At 64.2% G+C, this 19,927-nt stretch carries 31 protein-coding genes; 30 read left to right on the plus strand and 1 reads right to left on the minus strand.

The window, feature by feature from the left end; translation table 11 throughout:
- Positions 1–28: 28 nt before the first annotated feature.
- Positions 29–1,330: a metal-dependent hydrolase family protein gene (locus OVY29_RS16220; RefSeq protein ID WP_037556355.1), complete on the plus strand. Its 1,302-nt coding sequence runs from the start codon at positions 29–31 to the stop codon at positions 1,328–1,330.
- Here the strand turns inward: OVY29_RS16220 and OVY29_RS16225 are convergent, their stop codons facing one another.
- On the minus strand, positions 1,331–1,825 hold the full coding sequence (locus OVY29_RS16225; protein ID WP_037556356.1) for a DNA-deoxyinosine glycosylase: 495 nt from the start codon (positions 1,823–1,825) through the stop codon (positions 1,331–1,333).
- A 306-nt stretch (positions 1,826–2,131) separates the two neighbouring features.
- Here OVY29_RS16225 and rpsL point away from each other — a divergent pair, with 306 nt between their 5' ends.
- The 29 genes from rpsL (at position 2,132) to OVY29_RS16370 (ending at position 19,921) form a co-directional block, all read left to right on the plus strand.
- Complete coding sequence (rpsL, locus tag OVY29_RS16230; RefSeq protein ID WP_037556358.1) at positions 2,132–2,503, plus strand: 30S ribosomal protein S12; 372 nt, start codon at positions 2,132–2,134, stop codon at positions 2,501–2,503.
- A 73-nt stretch (positions 2,504–2,576) separates the two neighbouring features.
- Positions 2,577–3,047 carry a 30S ribosomal protein S7 gene (rpsG, locus tag OVY29_RS16235; protein WP_037556359.1) on the plus strand — a complete coding sequence of 157 codons (471 nt, stop codon included), beginning with the start codon at positions 2,577–2,579 and terminating at the stop codon, positions 3,045–3,047.
- A gap of 105 nt (positions 3,048–3,152) precedes the next feature.
- Complete coding sequence (gene fusA / locus OVY29_RS16240; RefSeq protein ID WP_037556360.1) at positions 3,153–5,246, plus strand: elongation factor G; 2,094 nt, start codon at positions 3,153–3,155, stop codon at positions 5,244–5,246.
- Between the two features lie 117 nt (positions 5,247–5,363).
- Positions 5,364–6,557, plus strand: a complete 1,194-nt coding sequence (gene tuf / locus OVY29_RS16245; RefSeq protein WP_037556362.1) for an elongation factor Tu — start codon at positions 5,364–5,366, stop codon at positions 6,555–6,557.
- Positions 6,558–6,705: 148 nt separating this feature from the next.
- On the plus strand, positions 6,706–7,017 hold the full coding sequence (rpsJ, locus tag OVY29_RS16250; protein ID WP_003042199.1) for a 30S ribosomal protein S10: 312 nt from the start codon (positions 6,706–6,708) through the stop codon (positions 7,015–7,017).
- A 300-nt stretch (positions 7,018–7,317) separates the two neighbouring features.
- Positions 7,318–8,091 carry a 50S ribosomal protein L3 gene (gene rplC, locus OVY29_RS16255; protein ID WP_037556402.1) on the plus strand — a complete coding sequence of 258 codons (774 nt, stop codon included), beginning with the start codon at positions 7,318–7,320 and terminating at the stop codon, positions 8,089–8,091.
- 2 nt (positions 8,092–8,093) lie between these two features.
- On the plus strand, positions 8,094–8,735 hold the full coding sequence (gene rplD / locus OVY29_RS16260) for a 50S ribosomal protein L4 (protein ID WP_037556363.1): 642 nt from the start codon (positions 8,094–8,096) through the stop codon (positions 8,733–8,735).
- Positions 8,735–9,043 (plus strand): 50S ribosomal protein L23, encoded by a 309-nt coding sequence (locus OVY29_RS16265; protein ID WP_037556365.1) that lies wholly within the window; start codon positions 8,735–8,737, stop codon positions 9,041–9,043. The genes rplD and OVY29_RS16265 overlap by 1 nt, the downstream gene beginning before the upstream one ends.
- Positions 9,044–9,064: 21 nt before the next feature.
- Positions 9,065–9,901 (plus strand): 50S ribosomal protein L2, encoded by an 837-nt coding sequence (gene rplB, locus OVY29_RS16270; RefSeq protein ID WP_037556366.1) that lies wholly within the window; start codon positions 9,065–9,067, stop codon positions 9,899–9,901.
- 3 nt (positions 9,902–9,904) lie between these two features.
- Positions 9,905–10,180: a 30S ribosomal protein S19 gene (rpsS, locus tag OVY29_RS16275; RefSeq protein WP_037556370.1), complete on the plus strand. Its 276-nt coding sequence runs from the start codon at positions 9,905–9,907 to the stop codon at positions 10,178–10,180.
- Complete coding sequence (rplV, locus tag OVY29_RS16280; RefSeq protein ID WP_011543083.1) at positions 10,180–10,560, plus strand: 50S ribosomal protein L22; 381 nt, start codon at positions 10,180–10,182, stop codon at positions 10,558–10,560. The genes rpsS and rplV overlap by 1 nt, the downstream gene beginning before the upstream one ends.
- Position 10,561: 1 nt before the next feature.
- Positions 10,562–11,269, plus strand: coding sequence for a 30S ribosomal protein S3 (gene rpsC, locus OVY29_RS16285; RefSeq protein WP_037556371.1), 708 nt, complete (start codon positions 10,562–10,564; stop codon positions 11,267–11,269).
- Positions 11,270–11,280: 11 nt separating this feature from the next.
- Complete coding sequence (gene rplP, locus OVY29_RS16290) at positions 11,281–11,712, plus strand: 50S ribosomal protein L16 (RefSeq protein WP_037515653.1); 432 nt, start codon at positions 11,281–11,283, stop codon at positions 11,710–11,712.
- 4 nt (positions 11,713–11,716) lie between these two features.
- Positions 11,717–11,920: a 50S ribosomal protein L29 gene (gene rpmC, locus OVY29_RS16295; protein WP_037556372.1), complete on the plus strand. Its 204-nt coding sequence runs from the start codon at positions 11,717–11,719 to the stop codon at positions 11,918–11,920.
- 11 nt (positions 11,921–11,931) lie between these two features.
- The gene (gene rpsQ / locus OVY29_RS16300; protein WP_037556374.1) at positions 11,932–12,222 is read left to right on the plus strand and encodes a 30S ribosomal protein S17; all 291 of its coding nucleotides are present in this window, start codon (positions 11,932–11,934) and stop codon (positions 12,220–12,222) included.
- Positions 12,223–12,280: 58 nt separating this feature from the next.
- A complete protein-coding gene (gene rplN / locus OVY29_RS16305; RefSeq protein WP_011543078.1) occupies positions 12,281–12,649 on the plus strand; it encodes a 50S ribosomal protein L14 in 369 nt (122 codons plus the stop codon).
- Between the two features lie 2 nt (positions 12,650–12,651).
- Positions 12,652–12,969: a 50S ribosomal protein L24 gene (gene rplX / locus OVY29_RS16310; protein ID WP_037556376.1), complete on the plus strand. Its 318-nt coding sequence runs from the start codon at positions 12,652–12,654 to the stop codon at positions 12,967–12,969.
- Positions 12,962–13,540 (plus strand): 50S ribosomal protein L5, encoded by a 579-nt coding sequence (gene rplE, locus OVY29_RS16315; RefSeq protein WP_037556378.1) that lies wholly within the window; start codon positions 12,962–12,964, stop codon positions 13,538–13,540. Before rplX ends, rplE begins: the two co-directional genes overlap by 8 nt.
- Before the next feature lie 49 nt (positions 13,541–13,589).
- Positions 13,590–13,895, plus strand: coding sequence for a 30S ribosomal protein S14 (gene rpsN / locus OVY29_RS16320; RefSeq protein WP_037556379.1), 306 nt, complete (start codon positions 13,590–13,592; stop codon positions 13,893–13,895).
- 12 nt (positions 13,896–13,907) lie between these two features.
- Positions 13,908–14,312 (plus strand): 30S ribosomal protein S8, encoded by a 405-nt coding sequence (gene rpsH / locus OVY29_RS16325; RefSeq protein WP_037556380.1) that lies wholly within the window; start codon positions 13,908–13,910, stop codon positions 14,310–14,312.
- The gene (gene rplF / locus OVY29_RS16330; RefSeq protein WP_037556381.1) at positions 14,312–14,845 is read left to right on the plus strand and encodes a 50S ribosomal protein L6; all 534 of its coding nucleotides are present in this window, start codon (positions 14,312–14,314) and stop codon (positions 14,843–14,845) included. Before rpsH ends, rplF begins: the two co-directional genes overlap by 1 nt.
- A gap of 3 nt (positions 14,846–14,848) precedes the next feature.
- Entirely contained in the window at positions 14,849–15,202 is a 354-nt protein-coding gene (gene rplR / locus OVY29_RS16335; protein WP_037556384.1) for a 50S ribosomal protein L18, read from the plus strand.
- Positions 15,203–15,204: 2 nt separating this feature from the next.
- Positions 15,205–15,903: a 30S ribosomal protein S5 gene (gene rpsE / locus OVY29_RS16340; protein ID WP_037556385.1), complete on the plus strand. Its 699-nt coding sequence runs from the start codon at positions 15,205–15,207 to the stop codon at positions 15,901–15,903.
- Between the two features lie 4 nt (positions 15,904–15,907).
- Positions 15,908–16,093 carry a 50S ribosomal protein L30 gene (gene rpmD / locus OVY29_RS16345; RefSeq protein WP_037515666.1) on the plus strand — a complete coding sequence of 62 codons (186 nt, stop codon included), beginning with the start codon at positions 15,908–15,910 and terminating at the stop codon, positions 16,091–16,093.
- Positions 16,094–16,098: 5 nt separating this feature from the next.
- Entirely contained in the window at positions 16,099–16,305 is a 207-nt protein-coding gene (locus OVY29_RS16350; RefSeq protein WP_037556386.1) for a DUF1737 domain-containing protein, read from the plus strand.
- Between the two features lie 44 nt (positions 16,306–16,349).
- Entirely contained in the window at positions 16,350–16,841 is a 492-nt protein-coding gene (gene rplO / locus OVY29_RS16355; protein WP_037556388.1) for a 50S ribosomal protein L15, read from the plus strand.
- Positions 16,842–17,110: 269 nt separating this feature from the next.
- The gene (gene secY, locus OVY29_RS16360; RefSeq protein WP_037556389.1) at positions 17,111–18,484 is read left to right on the plus strand and encodes a preprotein translocase subunit SecY; all 1,374 of its coding nucleotides are present in this window, start codon (positions 17,111–17,113) and stop codon (positions 18,482–18,484) included.
- 48 nt (positions 18,485–18,532) lie between these two features.
- Positions 18,533–19,192, plus strand: a complete 660-nt coding sequence (locus OVY29_RS16365; RefSeq protein WP_200880197.1) for an adenylate kinase — start codon at positions 18,533–18,535, stop codon at positions 19,190–19,192.
- Between the two features lie 48 nt (positions 19,193–19,240).
- The gene (locus OVY29_RS16370; protein WP_313911727.1) at positions 19,241–19,921 is read left to right on the plus strand and encodes a hypothetical protein; all 681 of its coding nucleotides are present in this window, start codon (positions 19,241–19,243) and stop codon (positions 19,919–19,921) included.
- Positions 19,922–19,927: the final 6 nt, after the last annotated feature.

The following is a 19,927-nucleotide window of genomic DNA, read 5'->3' on the forward strand; positions in this document are numbered from 1 at the left end:
TCCCCAATTCAAAACAGGGGATGCAAAAATGAAGCCGCTTTATGTCCTTCCGTTCGCGCTGTTCGGCGCGGCGATCGCAACGCCGCTCGCCGCGCAGGCGCCCGCGCGCACCGTCATCCACGCCGGGCAGTTGCTCGCCGAACCCGGCAAGCCCGCGCGCGGCGCCTCGACGATCGTCGTCGAGGGTGGCAAGATCCTGAGTATCGCCGACGGCCATCTACCCGCCGAACCCGGCGCGACGCTGATCGACCTCAAGGACAAATATGTCCTCCCCGGCCTTATCGACAGCCATGTCCACCTGACGAGCGACGCGGGCGGCATCGCCGGCCAGCTCGAGGAAATCACGCTCAGCCCCGCCGCGCAGGCCTTCAATGCCGAGGTCAACGGCATGAAGACGCTGCGCGCGGGTTTCACCACGGTGCGCAACCTCGGCGACGGCGATGGGGCGACGCTGGCGCTCCGCGACGCGATCCTCGCGGGCAAGGTGCAGGGGCCGCGCATCGTCGATGCCGGCGCCAGCATCTCGGGCAGCGCGGGGCATATGGACGGCTCACTCGGCTATCGCGACGAACTTCGCCCTTTTTTCGCCGGCGCGGGAAACACTTGTAACGGCGCCGACGATTGCCGCCGCGCGGTGCGGCTCCAGATCGGGCGCGGCGCCGACGTGATCAAATTCGCCTCGACCGGCGGCGTGAACAGCCGCATCGGCGCGGGGCTCGGCAAGCAGATGTTCGACGACGAGGCGCGGGCGATCGTCGAAACCGCGCATCTGTTCGGCAAGAAGGTCGCGGTTCATGCGCACGGCGCCGACGGCATCCGCCTCGCGATCGACGCCGGCGCCGACTCGATCGAACATGGCACGATCCTCGACGACGCGACGATCGCGGCGTGGGCGAAGTCGAAGACCTATTATGTCCCGACGCTCTCGACCGTAAACGGGTACAAGGAACGCCTCGCCGCCAATCCCGACGCCTATGAACCCGACGTGCTGGCGAAGATCAAATGGCGCATCTCGATCACCGGCAAAAGCCTCGAAACGCTCGTGCCCAGAGGCGTGCGCATCGCCTTCGGCACCGACGCCGGCGTCTCGAAGCACGGCCGCAACGGCGACGAATTCGAGCTGATGGTCCAGCACGGCATGACGCCGGTCGAAGCGCTCAAGGCGGCGACGGTCAACGCCGCCGACCTGCTCGGCCTGTCGGACCAGATCGGCACGATCGCGCCGGGCAAGAGCGCCGACATCATCGCGGTGGCCAGCGACCCCGTCGCCGACGTGCGCGTCCTCAAGAAGGTCGATTTCGTGATGGCGCGGGGAACCGTCGTCGATTGATCAGAGCGCGCCGCGCAGGAATTGCCATCGTTCCAGCTTGGCATCGAATCCGATCGTATGCGCGGCGCTGCTCGACGGCAGGTCGACGAGCGCGATGTCCTCGAGCGGCGGCAGTTGCTTTCGTCCGATCGCCGCGGCCTTGCCGCCGTTGAAGGCGATCATGCGCAGATCGGGCAGCCCGGCGATCAGCGCGGCGAGGTCGTGCGCTTCGACCTCGCGGATATGCGAGTCGCTGCTCGCGTGCCGTTCGGCGGACCGGATCACGTCCCACAAGCCGATCTTCGCCCGGCGCAAGGCGGCCAGCCTGTCCTCATAGGCCAGAGGCGCGAGCGGCCGGCTCACTACCTCGCCGAGCAGGCGCCAGAACTGGTTCGTCGGATGGGCGTAATATTGCCGCTCGGCAAGCGAACGGGCGCCGGGCAGGCTTCCCAATATCAGCAGTCTTGTATCGGGCGCGACATGCGGGGCGAAGCTGGCGTGGCGGACGGCGGACATGGACTCGCGATAGCCCGCTCCGTCCGGCGCAACAATATTGCCAGCCCCTTGACCCGGAAGGGAATCGGGTCTAGGGGCGCGCTCGACCGAAAAGGGCGGTTTGCCGCCTCTTTCAGTTGCAACAGCGCTTGAACATTGCTGGCGCGGATGGAGCCTCCGGACGATCTTGTAGGTCTGCCGGGGTCTTTTGCTGTTATCAGGTCGGCCGTTTTCCGCCATTTTCGGTGGGTTATCGGCCGGAGCTTCATCCACCGCGGTACAGTAACCGTTCGCTTTGATGGGCGGACACAAAAAGGTGAAGCATTCATGCCCACGATCAACCAGCTGGTCCGCAAGGGCCGGACTCTCCAGAAGGTGAAGTCCAAGGTCCCGGCGATGGAAGCAAACCCGCAAAAGCGCGGCGTTTGCACCCGTGTCTATACGACGACCCCGAAAAAGCCGAACTCGGCGCTCCGCAAGGTTGCAAAGGTCCGCCTGACCAATGCCCGCGAAGTCATCACCTACATCCCCGGCGAAGGCCACAACCTCCAGGAACACAGCGTCGTGCTGATCCGCGGCGGCCGTGTGCGCGACCTTCCCGGTGTGCGTTACCACGTCCTGCGCGGCGTGCTCGATACGCAGGGTGTGAAGGACCGCAAGCAGAGCCGTTCGAAATACGGCGCGAAGCGTCCGAAGTAAGGACCGCTTTTTCGGCTATCTGATCATCCCGGGACGCCAGCGCGCCGGGATGCTGTTGTAAAAGGAATTACCTATGGCTCGTCGTCGTCGTCCTGAACGCCGCGAAATCCTGCCCGATCCCCGTTTCGGGGATGTCGTGCTGTCGAAATTCATGAACAGCGTCATGCTGGACGGGAAAAAGTCCGTCGCCGAAAGCATCGTTTACGGTGCGCTCGAGTCGGTCGAAGCCCGCGCCAAGAAGGAACCGATCGGCGTGTTCCACGAAGCGCTGGCGAACATTCGCCCGAACATCGAAGTCCGCAGCCGCCGCGTCGGCGGTGCGACCTATCAGGTTCCGGTCGAAGTCCGCCCCGACCGCGCGCAGGCGCTCGCGATCCGCTGGCTGATCACCGCCGCGCGCAACCGCAGCGAAACCACGATGGCCGCGCGCCTGTCGGGCGAACTGCTCGACGCGTCGAACAACCGCGGCAACGCGGTCAAGAAGCGCGAAGACACGCACCGCATGGCGGAAGCGAACCGCGCTTTCAGCCACTACCGCTGGTAATTTGCCGGACGCTCTCCGTGTTACGGGGGCGTCTCGCAATCGCAACAAAACTTCCTATATCGGGGGCGGCTCCCAAGGCCTCCCCCCAAATCCAAGGAAAAGATCATGGCACGTAGCCATCCGCTCGAACGCTATCGCAATTTCGGTATCATGGCGCACATCGACGCCGGCAAGACCACGACGACCGAGCGCATCCTCTATTACACCGGCAAGTCCTACAAGATCGGCGAAGTCCATGACGGCGCCGCGACGATGGACTGGATGGAGCAGGAGCAGGAACGCGGCATCACGATCACGTCGGCCGCCACCACCTGCCTGTGGAAAGCCGAAGAAGGTCAGGGTCCCGAGCATCGCCTGAACATCATCGATACCCCCGGACACGTCGACTTCACGATCGAAGTCGAGCGCAGCTTGCGCGTGCTCGACGGCGCGATCACCGCGTTCGACGGCGTTGCCGGCGTCGAGCCGCAGTCGGAGACCGTGTGGCGTCAGGCGGACAAGTACAAGGTTCCGCGGATGTGCTTCATCAACAAGCTCGACCGCACCGGCGCCGATTTCTATTATTGCGTCCAGACGATCATCGATCGCCTCGGCGCGACCCCGGCCGTCCTCTATCTGCCCATCGGCGCCGAAGGCGACTTCAAGGGCCTCGTCGACCTCGTCAACGAGCGTGCGATCATCTGGAAGGACGAAAGCCTCGGCGCCGAATTCTTCTATGAGGAAATCCCCGCCGACCTCGCCGACAAGGCGGCCGAATATCGCGAAAAGCTCGTCGAGCTCGCCGTCGAACAGGACGACGACGCGATGGAAGCCTATCTCGAAGGCACCGTCCCCGACGTCGCCCAGCTCAAGGCGCTGATCCGCAAGGGCACGCTGGCGCAGGCGTTCGTCCCGGTCCTTTGCGGCTCGGCGTTCAAGAACAAGGGCGTGCAGACGCTGCTCGACGCCGTCGTCGATTATCTGCCGTCGCCGCTCGACATTCCCGACGTTCAGGGCATCAATCCCGACAACGACCAGCCCGACTCGCGCGAGACGTCGGACGCGGCGCCGCTGTCGCTGCTCGCCTTCAAGATCATGAACGACCCGTTCGTCGGTTCGCTCACCTTCGCCCGCATCTATTCGGGGACCCTGAACAAGGGCACCTATCTGAACTCGGTGAAGGACAAGAAGGAAAAGGTTGGCCGCATGCTGCTGATGCACGCGAACAGCCGCGAAGATATCGAAGAAGCCTATGCGGGCGACATCGTCGCGCTCGCCGGCCTCAAGGAAACCACCACCGGGGACACGCTCTGCGCCACCAGCGCGCCGATCATCCTCGAGCGGATGGAATTCCCCGAGCCGGTCATCGAGCTGTCGGTGGAACCGAAGACCAAGGCCGACCAGGAACGTATGGGCATCGCGCTCAACCGCCTGGCCGCCGAGGATCCCTCGTTCCGCGTGTCGACCGACCATGAATCGGGCCAGACGATCATCAAGGGCATGGGCGAGCTTCACCTCGACATCCTCGTCGATCGCATGAAGCGCGAGTTCAAGGTCGAAGCGAACGTCGGCGCGCCGCAGGTGGCGTACCGCGAATCGCTCGCGAAGGCCGTCGACGTCGACTATACCCACAAGAAGCAGTCGGGCGGCTCGGGCCAGTTCGGCCGCGTCAAGGTCAGCGTCGCTCCCGGCGAACGCGGCGCGGGCATCACCTTCATCGATGAGATCAAGGGCGGCAACATTCCGCGCGAATATATCCCGTCGGTCGAAAAGGGCATGCGCGAGTCGGCCGAAAACGGTCACATGATCGGCTTCCCGATCATCGACTTCGAAATCAAGCTCACGGACGGCGCGTATCACGACGTCGACTCGTCGGCACTGGCGTTCGAAATCGCGGGCCGTGCGGCGATGCGCGAAGTGGCGGCAAAGGCCGGCATCAAGCTGCTCGAACCGGTGATGAAGGTCGAGGTTGTCACCCCTGAGGAATTCATGGGCGACGTGATCGGCGATCTCAACAGCCGTCGCGGGCAGATTCAGGGCACCGACAGCCGGGGCATCGCCCAGGTCGTCGAGGCGATCGTCCCGCTGGCGAACATGTTCGGCTACGTCAATCAGCTGCGCAGCTTCAGCCAGGGTCGCGCCAGCTACTCGATGCAATTCTCGCATTATGAGGAAGTGCCGACCAACGTCGCCGAAGAAGTGAAGGCCAAGATGGCCTGATGGGTCAAAGCCGCGCGGGCTTGCACCGCGCGGCAAGACCCTCTAAGGGCGGCGCCTGATTCAGCAGGCCCGTCCGGACTGATCAAACGAAACACCTAAGAAGAAGGTTCTTAAATCATGGCCAAGGCTAAATTTGAGCGGACGAAGCCGCACTGCAACATCGGCACCATCGGTCACGTCGACCATGGCAAAACCTCGCTGACCGCAGCGATCACCAAGGTGCTCGCCGAAAACGTCGCCGGCAACGCCGCCGTCGACTTCGCGAACATCGACAAGGCCCCCGAAGAGCGCGAGCGCGGCATCACCATTTCGACCGCGCACGTCGAATATGAAACCGACGGCCGCCACTATGCGCACGTCGATTGCCCGGGTCACGCCGACTATGTGAAGAACATGATCACCGGTGCCGCCCAGATGGACGGCGCGATCCTGGTCGTGTCGGCCGCCGACGGCCCGATGCCGCAGACCAAGGAGCACATCCTGCTCGCGAAGCAGGTCGGCGTTCCGACCATGGTCGTCTTCCTCAACAAGGTCGATCAGCTCGACGATCCCGAACTGCTCGAACTCGTCGAACTCGAAATCCGCGAAGAACTTTCGAAGCGCGACTTCGACGGCGACAATATTCCGATCATCGCCGGTTCGGCGCTCGCCGCGCTGGAAAGCCGCGACGACAACATCGGTAAGGACGCGATCCTGAAGCTGATGGCCGCCGTCGACGAATGGATCCCGCAGCCGGAACGTCCGCTCGACAAGCCCTTCCTGATGCCGATCGAAGACGTGTTCTCGATCTCGGGCCGTGGTACGGTTGTCACCGGCCGCGTCGAAACCGGCATCGTCAAGGTTGGTGAAGAAGTCGAAATCGTCGGCATCAAGGACACCAAGAAGACCGTCGTCACCGGCGTCGAAATGTTCCGCAAGCTGCTCGACCAGGGCCAGGCCGGCGACAACATCGGTGCGCTGATCCGCGGCGTCGGCCGTGAAGAAGTCGAGCGCGGCCAGGTTCTGGCCAAGCCCGGCTCGATCACGCCGCACACCGAGTTCACCTCGGAAGTCTATGTCCTGTCGAAGGACGAAGGCGGCCGTCACACGCCGTTCTTCGCGAACTATCGTCCGCAGTTCTACTTCCGCACCACCGACGTCACCGGCGAGGTCATCCTCCCCGAGGGCACCGAGATGGTCATGCCGGGCGACAACGTCCAGCTGTCGGTCAAGCTGATCGCCCCGATCGCCATGGACCCGGGTCTGCGCTTCGCAATTCGCGAAGGCGGCCGCACGGTCGGCGCAGGGGTTGTGGCGACGATCACAAAGTAATATAGGGCCGCGAGCCGCGCGATTCGGACCGATTCGCGCGGCTCGTAGCTTAAAGGTTTTTGATGGCCGATCCGGCTTCCTGAGCGGAAGTCGGAGCAGGCCATTTCGGCTCTTTCGCATCGTTAGACGGGATTCGACTGGAACAGTCATGGAAACGCAGAATATTCGCATTCGCCTGAAGGCCTTTGATCACCGCGTGCTCGATCAGGCCACCACCGACATTGCCGACACGGCACGTCGTACCGGAGCGCTTATTCGCGGCCCGATCCCGCTTCCGACGCGTATTGAAAAATTCACCGTGAACCGCGGTCCGCATGTCGACAAAAAGTCGCGCGAGCAGTTCGAGGTGCGCACCCACAAGCGGCTGCTCGACATCGTGCAGCCCACCCCGCAGACGGTCGACGCGCTCATGAAGCTCGACCTCGCCGCGGGCGTGAACGTCGAAATCAAGCTGGCCTAAGGTCAGCGAAGCCCCGGTGAAAACCGGGGTCTCTATCGGCCAGCCGCTTCGGCGCTGGCACAAGTCCGGAGCGATCCGGACCGACGATAGGGTGGATACCGCCGGTCGTTTCCTCGGAAACATCCAGACCGGGCTGCGTCCCCCGTCTCGCCGCTTCTCCTTCGGGATGGCGGCACCTCAGCCCGGACGGGGCGAAGCATCGAAATTTTGGGCTGGGAGGGTAGCCGTCGGGCATTTGTCTGATGGCTTCCCACACGCCGTGCGGAATGGTCCGCCCGGCCTCTGTTGAGGAGTATGATCATGCGTACTGGCGTGATCGCGAAGAAAATGGGGATGACCCGCCTGTTTCAGGACGACGGCCGCCATGTGCCCGTCACCGTCCTGAGCCTCGAAGGCTGCCAGGTCGTCTCCGTGCGCGATAAAGACCGCGACGGCTATGTGGCCGTTCAACTCGGTGCCGGTTCGGCCAAGGCGAAGAACGTCGCCAAGCCGCAGCGCGGCGCCTATGGCAAGGCCGAAGTCGAGCCCAAGGCGAAGCTCGTCGAATTCCGCGTCGCCGACGACGCGACGCTCGACGTCGGCGCCGAACTGTCGGCCGACCACTTCGTCGCCGGCCAGATCGTCGACATCCAGGGCGTGACCCAGGGTAAGGGCTTTGCCGGTGCGATGAAGCGCTGGGGTTTCGGCGGTATGCGCGCGACCCACGGTGTTTCGATCAGCCACCGTGCGCATGGTTCGACCGGTAACCGCCAGGATCCGGGCCGCGTCTTCAAGAACAAGAAGATGGCCGGCCACATGGGCGCGCGCAACCGCACCCAGCAGAATCTCGAAATCGTCCGCACCGACGTCGAGCGCGGCCTTCTCTTCGTCAAGGGCTCGGTCCCTGGCTCGAAGGGCGGCTGGCTGCTCGTCCGCGATGCGGTGAAGCTGCCGCGTCACCCCGAAGCCCCCTACCCGGCGGGCATCAAGAGCGCGGCCAACAGCAACGAAGCCCCGGCTGACGCGCCGGTCGAAACGCCGGTCGAAGAAACCGTCGTCGACACCGCGGCGACCGACGGCGCACAGGAGTCCTGATCATGAAGGTCAAGGTTCAGACCCTCGACGGCAAGGCCGGCACCGACATCGATCTTAACGACGACGTCTTTGGTGTCGACGCCCGCGCCGACATCCTGCACCGCGTCGTCGCCTGGCAGCTCGAAAAGCGCCGTGGTCCGGCTCGCGCCGCCCGCGAACGCAGCGATGTGTCGCGCACCGGCAAGAAGTTCGGTCGCCAGAAGGGCGGCGGTACCGCACGTCACGGCGATCGCAAGGCGCCGATCTTCATCGGCGGTGGCAAGGCGCACGGCCCGCGGGCTCGCACCTTCGGCCACTCGCTCAACAAGAAGATCCGCACCCTCGGCCTGAAGATGGCGCTCAGCGACAAGGCGAAGGGCGGCAAGCTCGTCGTTCTCGACACGCTCGAGCTCAAGGACGCGAAGACCAAGGCGCTCGCCGGCAAGCTCGGCAAGATGGACCTCGGCAATCGCGCCCTCTTCATCGACGGTGACGCGGTGCACGAAAGCTTCGCCATGGCTTCGGCCAACCTCATCGGTGTCGACGCGCTGCCCGCCATCGGTGCCAATGTCTATGACATCATCCGTGCCGACACGCTGGTCCTGACCCGCGCGGCGGTCGAAAAGCTGGAGGCCCGCTGCGCCCTCCCGGGAGGGACCAAGTAATGGCTAAGGCAAAAACCATCGACGCGCGTCACTATGACGTGATCCTCGCTCCGGTGATCACCGAAAAGTCGACGCTGCTCAGCGAAAATGACGCGGTGGTGTTCAAGGTCGCGAACGACGCGACGAAGCCCGCCATCAAGGCCGCCGTCGAGGCGCTGTTCGATGTCAAGGTGCTCAGCGTGAACACGCTCGTCACCAAGGGCAAGACCAAGCGCTGGAAAGGCAAGCCCTACACCCGCAGCGACGTGAAGAAGGCGATCGTCCGCCTGGCCGAAGGCCAGTCGATCGACGTCACCACGGGCGTCTGATTGTAGGAAGAGGCAGAGAAAATGGCACTTAAATCCTATAATCCAACCAGCCCCGCGCAGCGCGGCCTGATCCTCGTCGACAAATCGTCGCTGTGGAAGGGCAAGCCCGTCAAGGCGCTGACCGAAGGCAAGCGCAAGACCGGTGGCCGCAACAACAAGGGCCATGTGACCTCGCGCGGTATCGCCGGCGGCCACAAGCAGAAGTACCGCTTCATCGACTTCAAGCGTCGCAAGTGGGACATGCCGGCCACCGTCGAGCGTCTGGAATATGACCCGAACCGCACGGCGTTCATCGCGCTCGTGAAATATGAAGACGGCGAGCTCGCCTACATCCTCGCGCCGCAGCGCCTGGGTGTCGGCGACACCGTCGTCGCGGGCAAGAAGACCGACGTGAAGCCGGGCAATGCGATGGAATTGTCGCAGATGCCGGTCGGCACGATCGTCCACAATATCGAGATGAAGCCGGGCAAGGGTGGCCAGATCGCCCGTTCGGCTGGCACCTATGCGCAGGTCGTCGGTCGTGACCGCGGCCTCGTCATCGTGCGTCTCGGTTCGGGCGAACAGCGTTACATCCGCGGCGAGTGCATGGGCACGGTCGGTGCGGTGTCGAACCCCGACAACCAGAACACCAACCTGGGCAAGGCCGGCCGCAACCGCTGGCTCGGCAAGCGTCCGCTGACTCGCGGTGTCGCGAAGAACCCGGTCGACCACCCGCACGGCGGTGGTGAAGGCCGCACCTCGGGTGGCCGTCATCCGGTGACCCCGTGGGGCAAGCCGACCAAGGGTGCTCGTACCCGTCACAACAAGTCGACCGACAAGATGATCATCCGGTCGCGTCACGCGAAGAAGAAGAGGTAAGCCATGGCTCGCTCGGTCTGGAAGGGTCCGTTCGTGGACCTCCATCTCCTCAAGAAAGCCGAAACGGCCCAGGACGGCGGCAGCTCTGCCCCGATCAAGACCTGGTCGCGCCGGTCCACCATCCTGCCGCAGTTCGTCGGGCTGACCTTCAATGTCTACAACGGCCGCAAGTTCGTGCCGGTGTCGGTCAATGAAGACATGGTCGGCATGAAGCTGGGTGAATTCGCGCCGACGCGCTTCTTCCCCGGCCACGCGGCTGACAAGAAGGGCAAACGCTAATGGGCAAGGAAAAGTCCCCCCGCCGCGTTGCGGACAATGAGGCGCTCTCGGTCGGCACGCAGATTCGCGGCTCGGCGCAGAAGCTGAACCTCGTTGCCGCGCTGATCCGCGGCCGCAAGGTCGAAGACGCGATGAACGTCCTCGCTTTCTCGAAGAAGGCGATGGCCGTCGACGTGCGCAAGGTTCTCGCCAGCGCCGTCGCCAACGCGGAAAACAACCACAACCTCGACGTCGACGCGCTCGTCGTCAAGGAAGCGAGCGTCGGCAAGTCGCTCTCGATGAAGCGCTGGCATGCGCGTGGCCGCGGCAAGTCGACCCGGATCGTCAAGCCGTTCAGCCGCATCCGCATCGTCGTGCGCGAACAGGAAGAAGAGGCGTAAGATGGGCCAGAAGAGCAATCCGATCGGCCTGCGCCTGCAGGTCAACCGCACCTGGGACAGCCGCTGGTTCGCCGAAGGCCAGGACTATGGCCGCATGCTTGTCGAGGATCTGAAGATCCGCAAGTTCGTGTTCAAGCACCTGCCGCAGGCCGCGATCTCGAAGGTCGTGATCGAGCGTCCGGCGAAGCTGTGCCGCGTGTCGATCTATGCCGCCCGCCCGGGCGTCATCATCGGCAAGAAGGGCGCGGACATCGAAAAGCTGCGCAAGAAGCTGGGTGAGATGACGGGCAGCGACGTGTCGCTGAACATCGTCGAAATCCGCAAGCCCGAAGTCGACGCCAAGCTCGTCGGCCAGGGCATTGCCGACCAGCTCGAACGCCGCGTCGCGTTCCGCCGCGCCATGAAGCGCGCCGTTCAGTCGGCGATGCGTCTCGGCGCCGAGGGCATCCGCATCAACTGCGCCGGCCGTCTCGGCGGCGCGGAAATCGCGCGCACCGAATGGTATCGCGAAGGCCGGGTGCCGCTGCACACGCTGCGCGCCAATGTCGACTATGCCGAGGCCGAAGCGCACACCGCTTACGGTGTCTGCGGCATCAAGGTCTGGATTTTCAAGGGCGAGATCCTTGGTCACGACCCGATGGCGACCGACCGTCTGATGCTCGATGCGCAGACGACCGGTGTCCGTCCGGCCCGTGAAGATCGCCGCTAAGGACTGCTGACATGCTGCAACCGAAAAAAACCAAGTTCCGCAAGGCCTTCAAGGGCCGCATCCATGGCAATGCCAAGGGCGGTACCAGCCTGAACTTCGGCTCCTACGGGCTGAAGGCGATGGAACCCGAGCGCATCACCGCGCGCCAGATCGAGGCGGCTCGCCGCGCGATCAGCCGCGCGATCAAGCGTCAGGGCCGTTTGTGGATCCGCATCTTCCCCGACGTCCCTGTGTCGTCGAAGCCTGCCGAAGTCCGTATGGGTAAGGGCAAGGGTTCGCCGGAATTCTGGGCCGCGCGCGTGAAGCCGGGCCGCATCCTGTTCGAACTCGACGGCGTTCCCGGCCCCGTGGCCGCGCTGGCGTTCGAACGCGCCGCGATGAAGCTGCCGATCAAGACGAAGGTGATCGCCCGCCTCGGCGACACCTCGCACCTGGAGGGTTAAGGACATGGCCAAGACCGAAGATTTCAAGGCCAAGACCGACGACCAGCTCGCCGAACAGCTTGGCGAACTGAAGCGCGAGGCGTTCAACCTCCGCTTCCAGGCGGCCACCGGCCAGCTTGAAAAGGCCTCGCGCGTCAAGGAAGTGCGGCGCTCGATCGCCCGCATCAAGACGCAGCAGACCGAGCGCGCGCGCTCGGCCGCGAAGTAAGGAGACTATCGATGCCGAAGCGCATTCTGACCGGCACGGTGGTGTCCGACAAGGGCGACAAGACCGTCGTGGTGAAGGTCGAACGGAAGGTGAAGCACCCTCTGTACGGCAAGATCATCCGCCGCTCGAAAAAGTATCACGCCCACGATGAAGACAACGCCATCAAGGCTGGCGAAACCGTCCGCATCGAGGAAACGAAGCCGATTTCGAAGCTGAAGACCTGGAAAGTGCTCGACAAGGTCGACACCCACAGCAAGCCCAAGGGCGCCGCTCCGGCTGCTCCCGCCGCGGCCGAAGGCTAAAGAGTTTCACGGAACCGCCGGGGCATCCCGGTAGGCCAAGGAAGAAGGAAGTGCATCGATGATTCAGATGCAGTCACAATTGGAAGTCGCCGACAACAGCGGCGCGAAGCGCGTCCAGTGCATCAAGGTGCTCGGCGGCTCGAAGCGTCGCACCGCCGGCGTCGGCGACGTGATCGTCGTGTCGATCAAGGAAGCGCAGCCGCGCGGCAAGGTGAAGAAGGGCGACGTGCATCGCGCCGTCATCGTCCGCACCGCGAAGGATGTGCGCCGCGCCGATGGCTCGGTGATCCGTTTCGACAGCAACGCCGCCGTGCTCGTCAACAAGAATGAAGAGCCGATCGGCACGCGTATCTTCGGCCCCGTCGTCCGCGAACTGCGCGGCCGCGGCTATATGAAGATCATCAGCCTGGCGCCGGAGGTGCTCTGACCATGGCGAACAAGATCAAGAAGGGCGACACGGTCGTCATCCTGTCCGGCAAGGACAAGGGCAAGACCGGCGAAGTGACGCAGAGCCTGCCGAAGGACGGCAAGGTCGTCGTCGCGGGCGTCAACGTCATCACGCGCCACCGCAAGCCGAGCCAGACCAACCCGCAGGGCGGTCTCGAGCGCAAGGAAGCGCCGCTGTTCGCAAGCAAGGTTGCGCTCGCCGATCCCAAGACCGGCAAGCCGACGCGCGTTCGTTTTGAAACCAAGGACGGCAAGAAGGTCCGCGTGGCCGTGAAGTCCGGGGAGACGATCAATGGCTGACAATTACACCCCGCGCATGCGCAAGCGCTACGACGATGTGATCGTCAAGGCGATGACCGAGAAGTTCGGTTACAAGAATGCGATGGAAGTGCCGAAGATCGAAAAGATCACGCTCAACATGGGCGTCGGCGAAGCCACGCAGGACAAGAAGAAGGTCGAAGCGGCCGCTGCCGAGATGGAACTCATCGCCGGCCAGAAGCCCGTCGTGACCAAGGCGAAGAAGTCGATCGCGCAGTTCAAGCTGCGCGAAGGCATGCCGATCGGCTGCAAGGTCACCCTGCGCCGCGAACGCATGTATGAATTCCTCGATCGCCTGATCACGATCGCCATGCCGCGCATCCGCGACTTCCGCGGCGTGTCGGCGACCAGCTTCGACGGCCGTGGCAACTATGCCATGGGCCTGAAAGAGCAGATCATCTTCCCCGAGATCAACTATGACCGCATCGACCAGGTGCGCGGCATGGACGTGATCGTCACCACCACCGCCCGTACGGACGAAGAAGCCCGCGAACTGCTCAAGCTGTTCGGCTTCCCCTTCCCGATCGAAGCGCAGGAAAAGGAAGCCGCCTGATCCTTCGGGACCAGGCAGGCTCTTTCAAGAAGGAAAGAGAACTTAAGTCATGGCGAAACTGAGTTCGGTAAACAAGAACGAGCGTCGCAAGCAGCTGGTGAAGAAATATGCCGGCCGTTACGCGAAGCTGAAGGCGATTGCGGCGGACACGTCGCTCGACGATGGCGAGCGTCTGATCGCGCGCCTCAAGATGGCGGAAATCCCGCGCAATGGTAACCCGACCCGCATCCGCAACCGGTGCGAGCTGACGGGCCGCCCGCGCGCCTATTATCGCAAATTCCGGCTGTGCCGTATCCAGCTCCGCGATCTGGCCAACAAGGGCCTGATCCCCGGTGTTGTGAAGTCGAGCTGGTAAGGGACTGACAAGATGGCAATGACCGATCCCCTGGGTGATATGCTCACCCGCATCCGCAACGGCCAGCAGGCGAAGAAGGACAGCGTCCTGACTCCCGCCTCGACCCTGCGCGTCCGCGTTCTCGATGTTCTCCAGCGCGAAGGCTATATCCGCGGTTACAGCGAAGAAGCACTGGGTGCCAAGGGCCAGCACAAGGGCATCCGCATCGAGCTCAAATATTTCGAAGGCCAGCCGGCGATCCGCCACGTGGCCCGCGTCTCGAAGCCGGGCCGCCGCATCTATTCGGGCTCGAAAGAGCTGCCGATCGTGCGCAACGGCCTTGGCATCACCATCGTGTCGACCCCGCGCGGCGTTCTCTCGGACGCCGAAGCCCGCGAGCATAATGTCGGCGGCGAAGTGCTGGCGGAGGTGTTCTGATGTCGCGCATTGGTAAAAAGGCAGTAGCGATCCCCGGCGGCGTCACCGCCGCGATCGACGGCGGTCAGCTGTCGGTCAAGGGTCCGAAGGGCACGCTCGCGATGCCGCTGTCCGACCTCATCAAATATGAAGTCGGCGAAGGCAGCATCTCGGTGCAGCCCGCGAACGACACCCGCGAAGCCCGCGCCTTCTGGGGCATGCAGCGCACGCTGGTCCAGAACCTGATCACGGGCGTGACCGAAGGCTTCACCAAGGTGCTCGAAATCACCGGTGTCGGCTATCGTGCCAACGCACAGGGCAAGAATCTGAAGCTGCAGCTCGGCTACAGCCACGATGTCGATTTCGCGGTGCCCGAGGGTATCGAGATCAAGACGCCGGACAATACGACGATCGAGATCAACGGTATCGACAAGCAGAAGGTCGGCCAGGTCGCGGCGGAAATCCGCCGTTGGCGCAAGCCCGAACCCTATAAGGGCAAGGGCATCAAATATCGCGGCGAGTACATCTTCCGCAAAGAAGGCAAGAAGAAGTAAGCCATGGCACATCTTACCCCTTTCCAGAAACGCCGTCAGCGCGTTCGTACCGCCCTCCGTCAGCGCGCCGCTGGCCGTGCCCGCCTGTCGGTGCACCGTTCGGGCCGTCACATCTATGCGCAGCTCATCGATGACGCTGCCGGGCAGACGCTGGCTTCGGCCTCGACGCTCGACAAGGATGTCCGCGGCAAGACCGGCGCGACCACCGCGGCGGCTGCCGACGTCGGCAAGCGCCTCGCCGCTGCCGCCAAGAAGGCGGGCGTGACGCAGGTCGTGTTCGACCGTGGCGGCTTCCTGTTCCACGGGCGCATCAAGGCGCTGGCCGACGCGGCTCGCGAAGGCGGATTGGAGTTCTAATCATGGCAGACGAAATTCAGAACGCCGAAGGCGCTCCCGAAGCAGCCCCGACCGAAGGCCAGGCTCCGCGCCGCGGCCGTGGCGGCGGCCGCGATGGCGGTCGTGGTGGACGTGACGGTGGCCGTGGCCGCCGCGACGACCGCCGCCCGCGCGACGAGGATGGCGGCGAAGAGCTGATTGAAAAGCTCGTCCACATCAACCGCGTTTCGAAGACCGTGAAGGGCGGCAAGCGCTTCGGTTTCGCCGCGCTCGTCGTCGTCGGCGACGGCAAGGGCCGCGCCGGTTTCGGTCATGGCAAGGCGCGCGAAGTGCCCGAAGCCATTTCGAAAGCGACCGCTGCCGCGAAGAAGGCGATGATCCGCGTTCCGCTGCGCGACGGCCGCACGCTCCACCACGATGGCCGCGGTGTGTTCGGCGCGGGCAATGTGACGCTGCGTTCGGCGCCCGCCGGTACCGGCATCATCGCCGGTGGCCCGATGCGCGCCGTGTTCGAATCGCTGGGCGTCGCCGATGTGGTGACCAAGTCGGTCGGCACCTCGAACCCCTATAACATGATCCGCGCGACCTTCGAGGCGCTCGGCGAACAGACCAGCCCGAAGTCGGTCGCGCAGCGTCGCGGCAAGAAGGTTTCGGACCTGATCAAGCGTGGCGGCGCGTCCGACCGCGCAGCCGAGGCGGAAGCCGCGGCGGTGACGGAGTAAGACCATGGCCGACAAGAAGATCAAGATCCGCCAGATCGGTTCGCCGATCCGTCGTCCCAAGAGCCAGCGTGCGATTCTGACCGGCCTCGGCCTGGGCAAGATGCACCGCGAGGTCGAACTGGTCGACACCCCGGAAGTGCGCGGCATGATCCGCAAGCTTCCGCACATGGTGGAAGTCGTCGAGGGCTGAAGCCGGTGAAACTCTATCGCCTGTTGACCGGTCCCGACGACAGCGCCTTTTGCGCGCGGGTCGAGGGACTGCTCAACCGGGGATGGCAGCTTCACGGCAGCCCCTCGATCACCAGTGTCGATGGCCGCGGCTATGTCGCCCAGGCCATCGTGATGGAAAAGGCCGGGCCCTATCCCGGCTTTCAGCCGTCGAGTGAAATCGAACCGGACTGAAGCGTTTCGGTCCATAGCGCGAACACAGCGAAAGCGAGTGCAACATGACTATCAAGCTTAACGAACTTCGTGACAACAACGGCGCCCGCAAGGGCCGCATGCGCGTCGGACGCGGCATCGGCTCGGGCAAGGGCAAGACCGCCGGCCGCGGCCAGAAGGGCCAGAAGGCGCGCAGCGGCGTCGCGATCAACGGCTTCGAGGGCGGCCAGATGCCGCTCCACATGCGCATCCCGAAGCGCGGTTTCAACAACATCTTCGCGAAGGACTTCGCGATCGTGAATCTGGGCCAGATCCAGAAGCTGATCGACGAAAAGAAGCTCGACGCCAAGAAGACCGTCGATCACGCCGCGCTCAAGGCCGCTGGCGTCGCGCGCGGCGGCAAGGACGGCGTCCGCCTCCTCGCCAAGGGCGAACTGACCGCGAAGGTCAGCTTCGCGGTCGCCGGCGCGTCGAAGGGCGCGATCGAAGCGGTCGAAAAGGCCGGCGGCAAGGTCGAGCTGCCCGCAGCTCCGGCCGAGGAAGCCAAGGCTGAATGACTTTGGCGAGGGCGGCTCCTCGGGAGCCGTCCTTCGTCATTTGACCAGATCTACTTCCCGTTCGTGTCGAGCGAAGTCGAGACACCCCTCGGGACAGCGCAAGTTCGAGGAGCATCTCGACTTCGCTCGATGCGAACGGATATTGAAAGCGGGATCGGAGCGTCGGCTCACCGCTAAATAGGCCTTTCCCCTTGCGCTTCGCGACCGCCGAACGCACATAGGCGCCGGGTCGCGGGGGGCGCGGTCCGGACTATCCGAGGAAAACACCCATGGCCTCTCGCGCCGACCAGCTTGCATCCAACCTCAACTTCTCGAAGTTCGGTCAGGCGACCGAGCTCAAGAACCGCATCTGGTTCACGATCGGCGCGCTGATCGTCTTCCGCTTCCTGTCGTTCGTGCCGCTTCCCGGCGTCGATCCGGTCGCGCTGTCGAACCTCTATTCGCAGGCGGCCTCGGGCGGCGTTCTCGACATCTTCAACACCTTCTCGGGCGGCAGCCTCGAGCGCATGAGCATCATCGCGCTCGGCGTCATGCCCTATATCACCGCCTCGATCGTCGTGCAGCTCGCGGCCGCGCTGTCGCCGAGCCTCGCCGCGCTCAAGAAAGAGGGCGAGAGCGGGCGCAAGAAGCTCAACCAATATACGCGCTACGGCACCGTCGCGCTGACCGCGATCCAGGGCTATTTCATCGCCGTCGGGCTCGAAACGCTCGGCGCATCGCAGGGCATCGCCGCGGTCGTCGATCCCGGTATGATGTTCCGCATCGGCGCCGTCATCTCGATCGTCGGCGGCACGCTCTTCCTGATGTGGCTCGGCGAACAGATCACGAGCCGCGGCATCGGCAATGGCGTCTCGCTGATCATCATGGCGGGCATTCTCGCCCAGCTGCCGCGCAGTTTCGCGCAGATGTTCACGCAGGTCCGCGAAGGCTCGATGGGCGGCGGCACGATTTTCGCCGTGATCGGCGGCGCGATCGTGATCATCGCCTTCATCAGCTTCATGGAACGTGCGCAGCGCCGCGTGCTGGTCCAATATCCGAAGCGCGCGACCCAGCGCGGCGTGATGCAGGCCGACCGCAGCCACTTGCCGCTCAAGGTCAATACCGCCGGTGTCATCCCGCCGATCTTCGCCTCGTCGCTGCTGCTGATGCCGCTGACGGTGACGCAGATGATGGGCCAGAATGTCCAGGGCGACACCGCGACCGGCGATTTCCTGATCACGCTCAACCAATATCTCGCGCACGGCCAGCCGCTCTATATGGCGCTCTATGCCGCGGGCATCATCTTCTTCTGCTTCTTCTACGTCGCGGTCGTCTTCAATCCCGAGGAAACCGCCGACAATCTGAAGCGCCAGAACGGCTTCATCCCCGGCATCCGCCCGGGCAAGAATACCGCGACCTATCTCGACTTCGTGCTGACGCGCATCACCGTGCTCGGTGCGGCCTATCTGGCGGCGATCTGTCTGATCCCCGAATATTTCATCGCCGGATCGGGCCTCCCCTTCCAGCTCGGCGGCACCAGCCTGCTGATCATCGTGAACGTCACGATCGATACGATCAGCCAGATCCAGAGCCACATGCTCGCGCATCAATATGGCGACCTGATCAAGAAGGCCAAATTGAAAGGCGGCGTTGCGCGGCGCTAAGGCGCCCGCTACGGCACTCGCGACACGGTAGGGCAAACAGGGGTCCCCATGACGCTGAATATCATTCTGCTTGGTCCGCCGGGAGCGGGCAAGGGTACGCAGGCTTCGCGGCTCGAGGACGAGCATGGCATGGTCCAGCTCTCGACGGGCGACATGCTGCGCGCCGCGGTCAAGGCGGGAACGCCGATCGGCCTCCAGGCCAAGGCGGTGATGGACGCGGGCGAGCTCGTCTCCGACGCGATCGTCTCGGGCCTCATCGGCGAGCGGCTCGACGCGCTCGGCCCCGACGTCTCGGTGATCTTCGACGGCTATCCGCGCACCGCGGCGCAGGCCGCCGCGCTCGACACGATCCTCTCGGACCGCGGCCGCAAGCTCGACCATGTGATCGAGCTGCGGGTCGAGGAAGACGCGCTCGTCGACCGCATCACCGGCCGCTTCAGCTGCGCGAAGTGCGGCGCGGGCTATCACGATCGTTACAAGCTCCCCAAGGTGGAGAATGTTTGCGACGTTTGCGGGTCGGACGAATTCAAGCGCCGTCCCGACGACAATGAGGAAACGGTGCGCACGCGGATGGCCGAATATCGCGCCAAGACCGCGCCGATCCTGCCGATCTACGAAACGCGCGGCATCGTCACCCACGTCGACGGCATGGCGCCGATTGACCAAGTCAACGACGCGATCGAAACGATCCTCGCGACGGCTGGCTAGCAACTTTCCCCTGCGCCGGTTATTGAGGCGCCAAGGGGGAACGGGCTGATGGCATTTTACAGATATTTTGCGAGCGCGGCGGTGGTCGGTGCGCTCGCCCTTGCGCCCGCGCACGCCAAGGTCATCGATCAGGGCGAGATCGGCTTTACCGTCGCGCACACCGCACAGGTCGCCGCGACCCCCGCCGATGTGTGGAAAATGCTCCGCATGCCGCAAAGCTGGTGGTCGAAGGAGCATAGCTGGTCGGGCGATGCCGCCAATTTCTGGCTCGATTCGCAGGCCGGCGGCTGCTTCTGCGAAAAATTACCCGACGCGGGATCGGGCGTCGGCAGCGTCCAGCATGCGCGCGTCCTCTTCTCGAAGCCGAACGAGCTGCTCCGCCTGTCGGGCGCGTTCGGGCCGTTGCAGGGTGAGGCGCTCGACGCCACGCTGACGATCCAGATCAAGGAAACCCCGACGGGCAGCGCGCTGCGCTTCGACTATGTCGTCGGCGGCTATATGCGCTTCAAGGTCGCCGACATCGCGCCCGCGGTCGACAAGGTGATCGGCGAGCAATTGCTCGGCCTTGCCAATGCGCTCGGCGGCGCGCTGCCCCCGACGCGTGGCGAAAAGGCGGCCGAAACGCCCAAGGAAGAAACGCCCGCCACCAAGGATGAGCCGGGGCTCGACGCCGCGGTCGCCGATCTGGTCGAGGAAGAAGCGAAAACCGCGCCCGACGAAAGCCGCTAGCAGGCT

The organism is Sphingopyxis sp. SE2 (assembly GCF_032227185.1).
Taxonomy (GTDB): domain Bacteria; phylum Pseudomonadota; class Alphaproteobacteria; order Sphingomonadales; family Sphingomonadaceae; genus Sphingopyxis.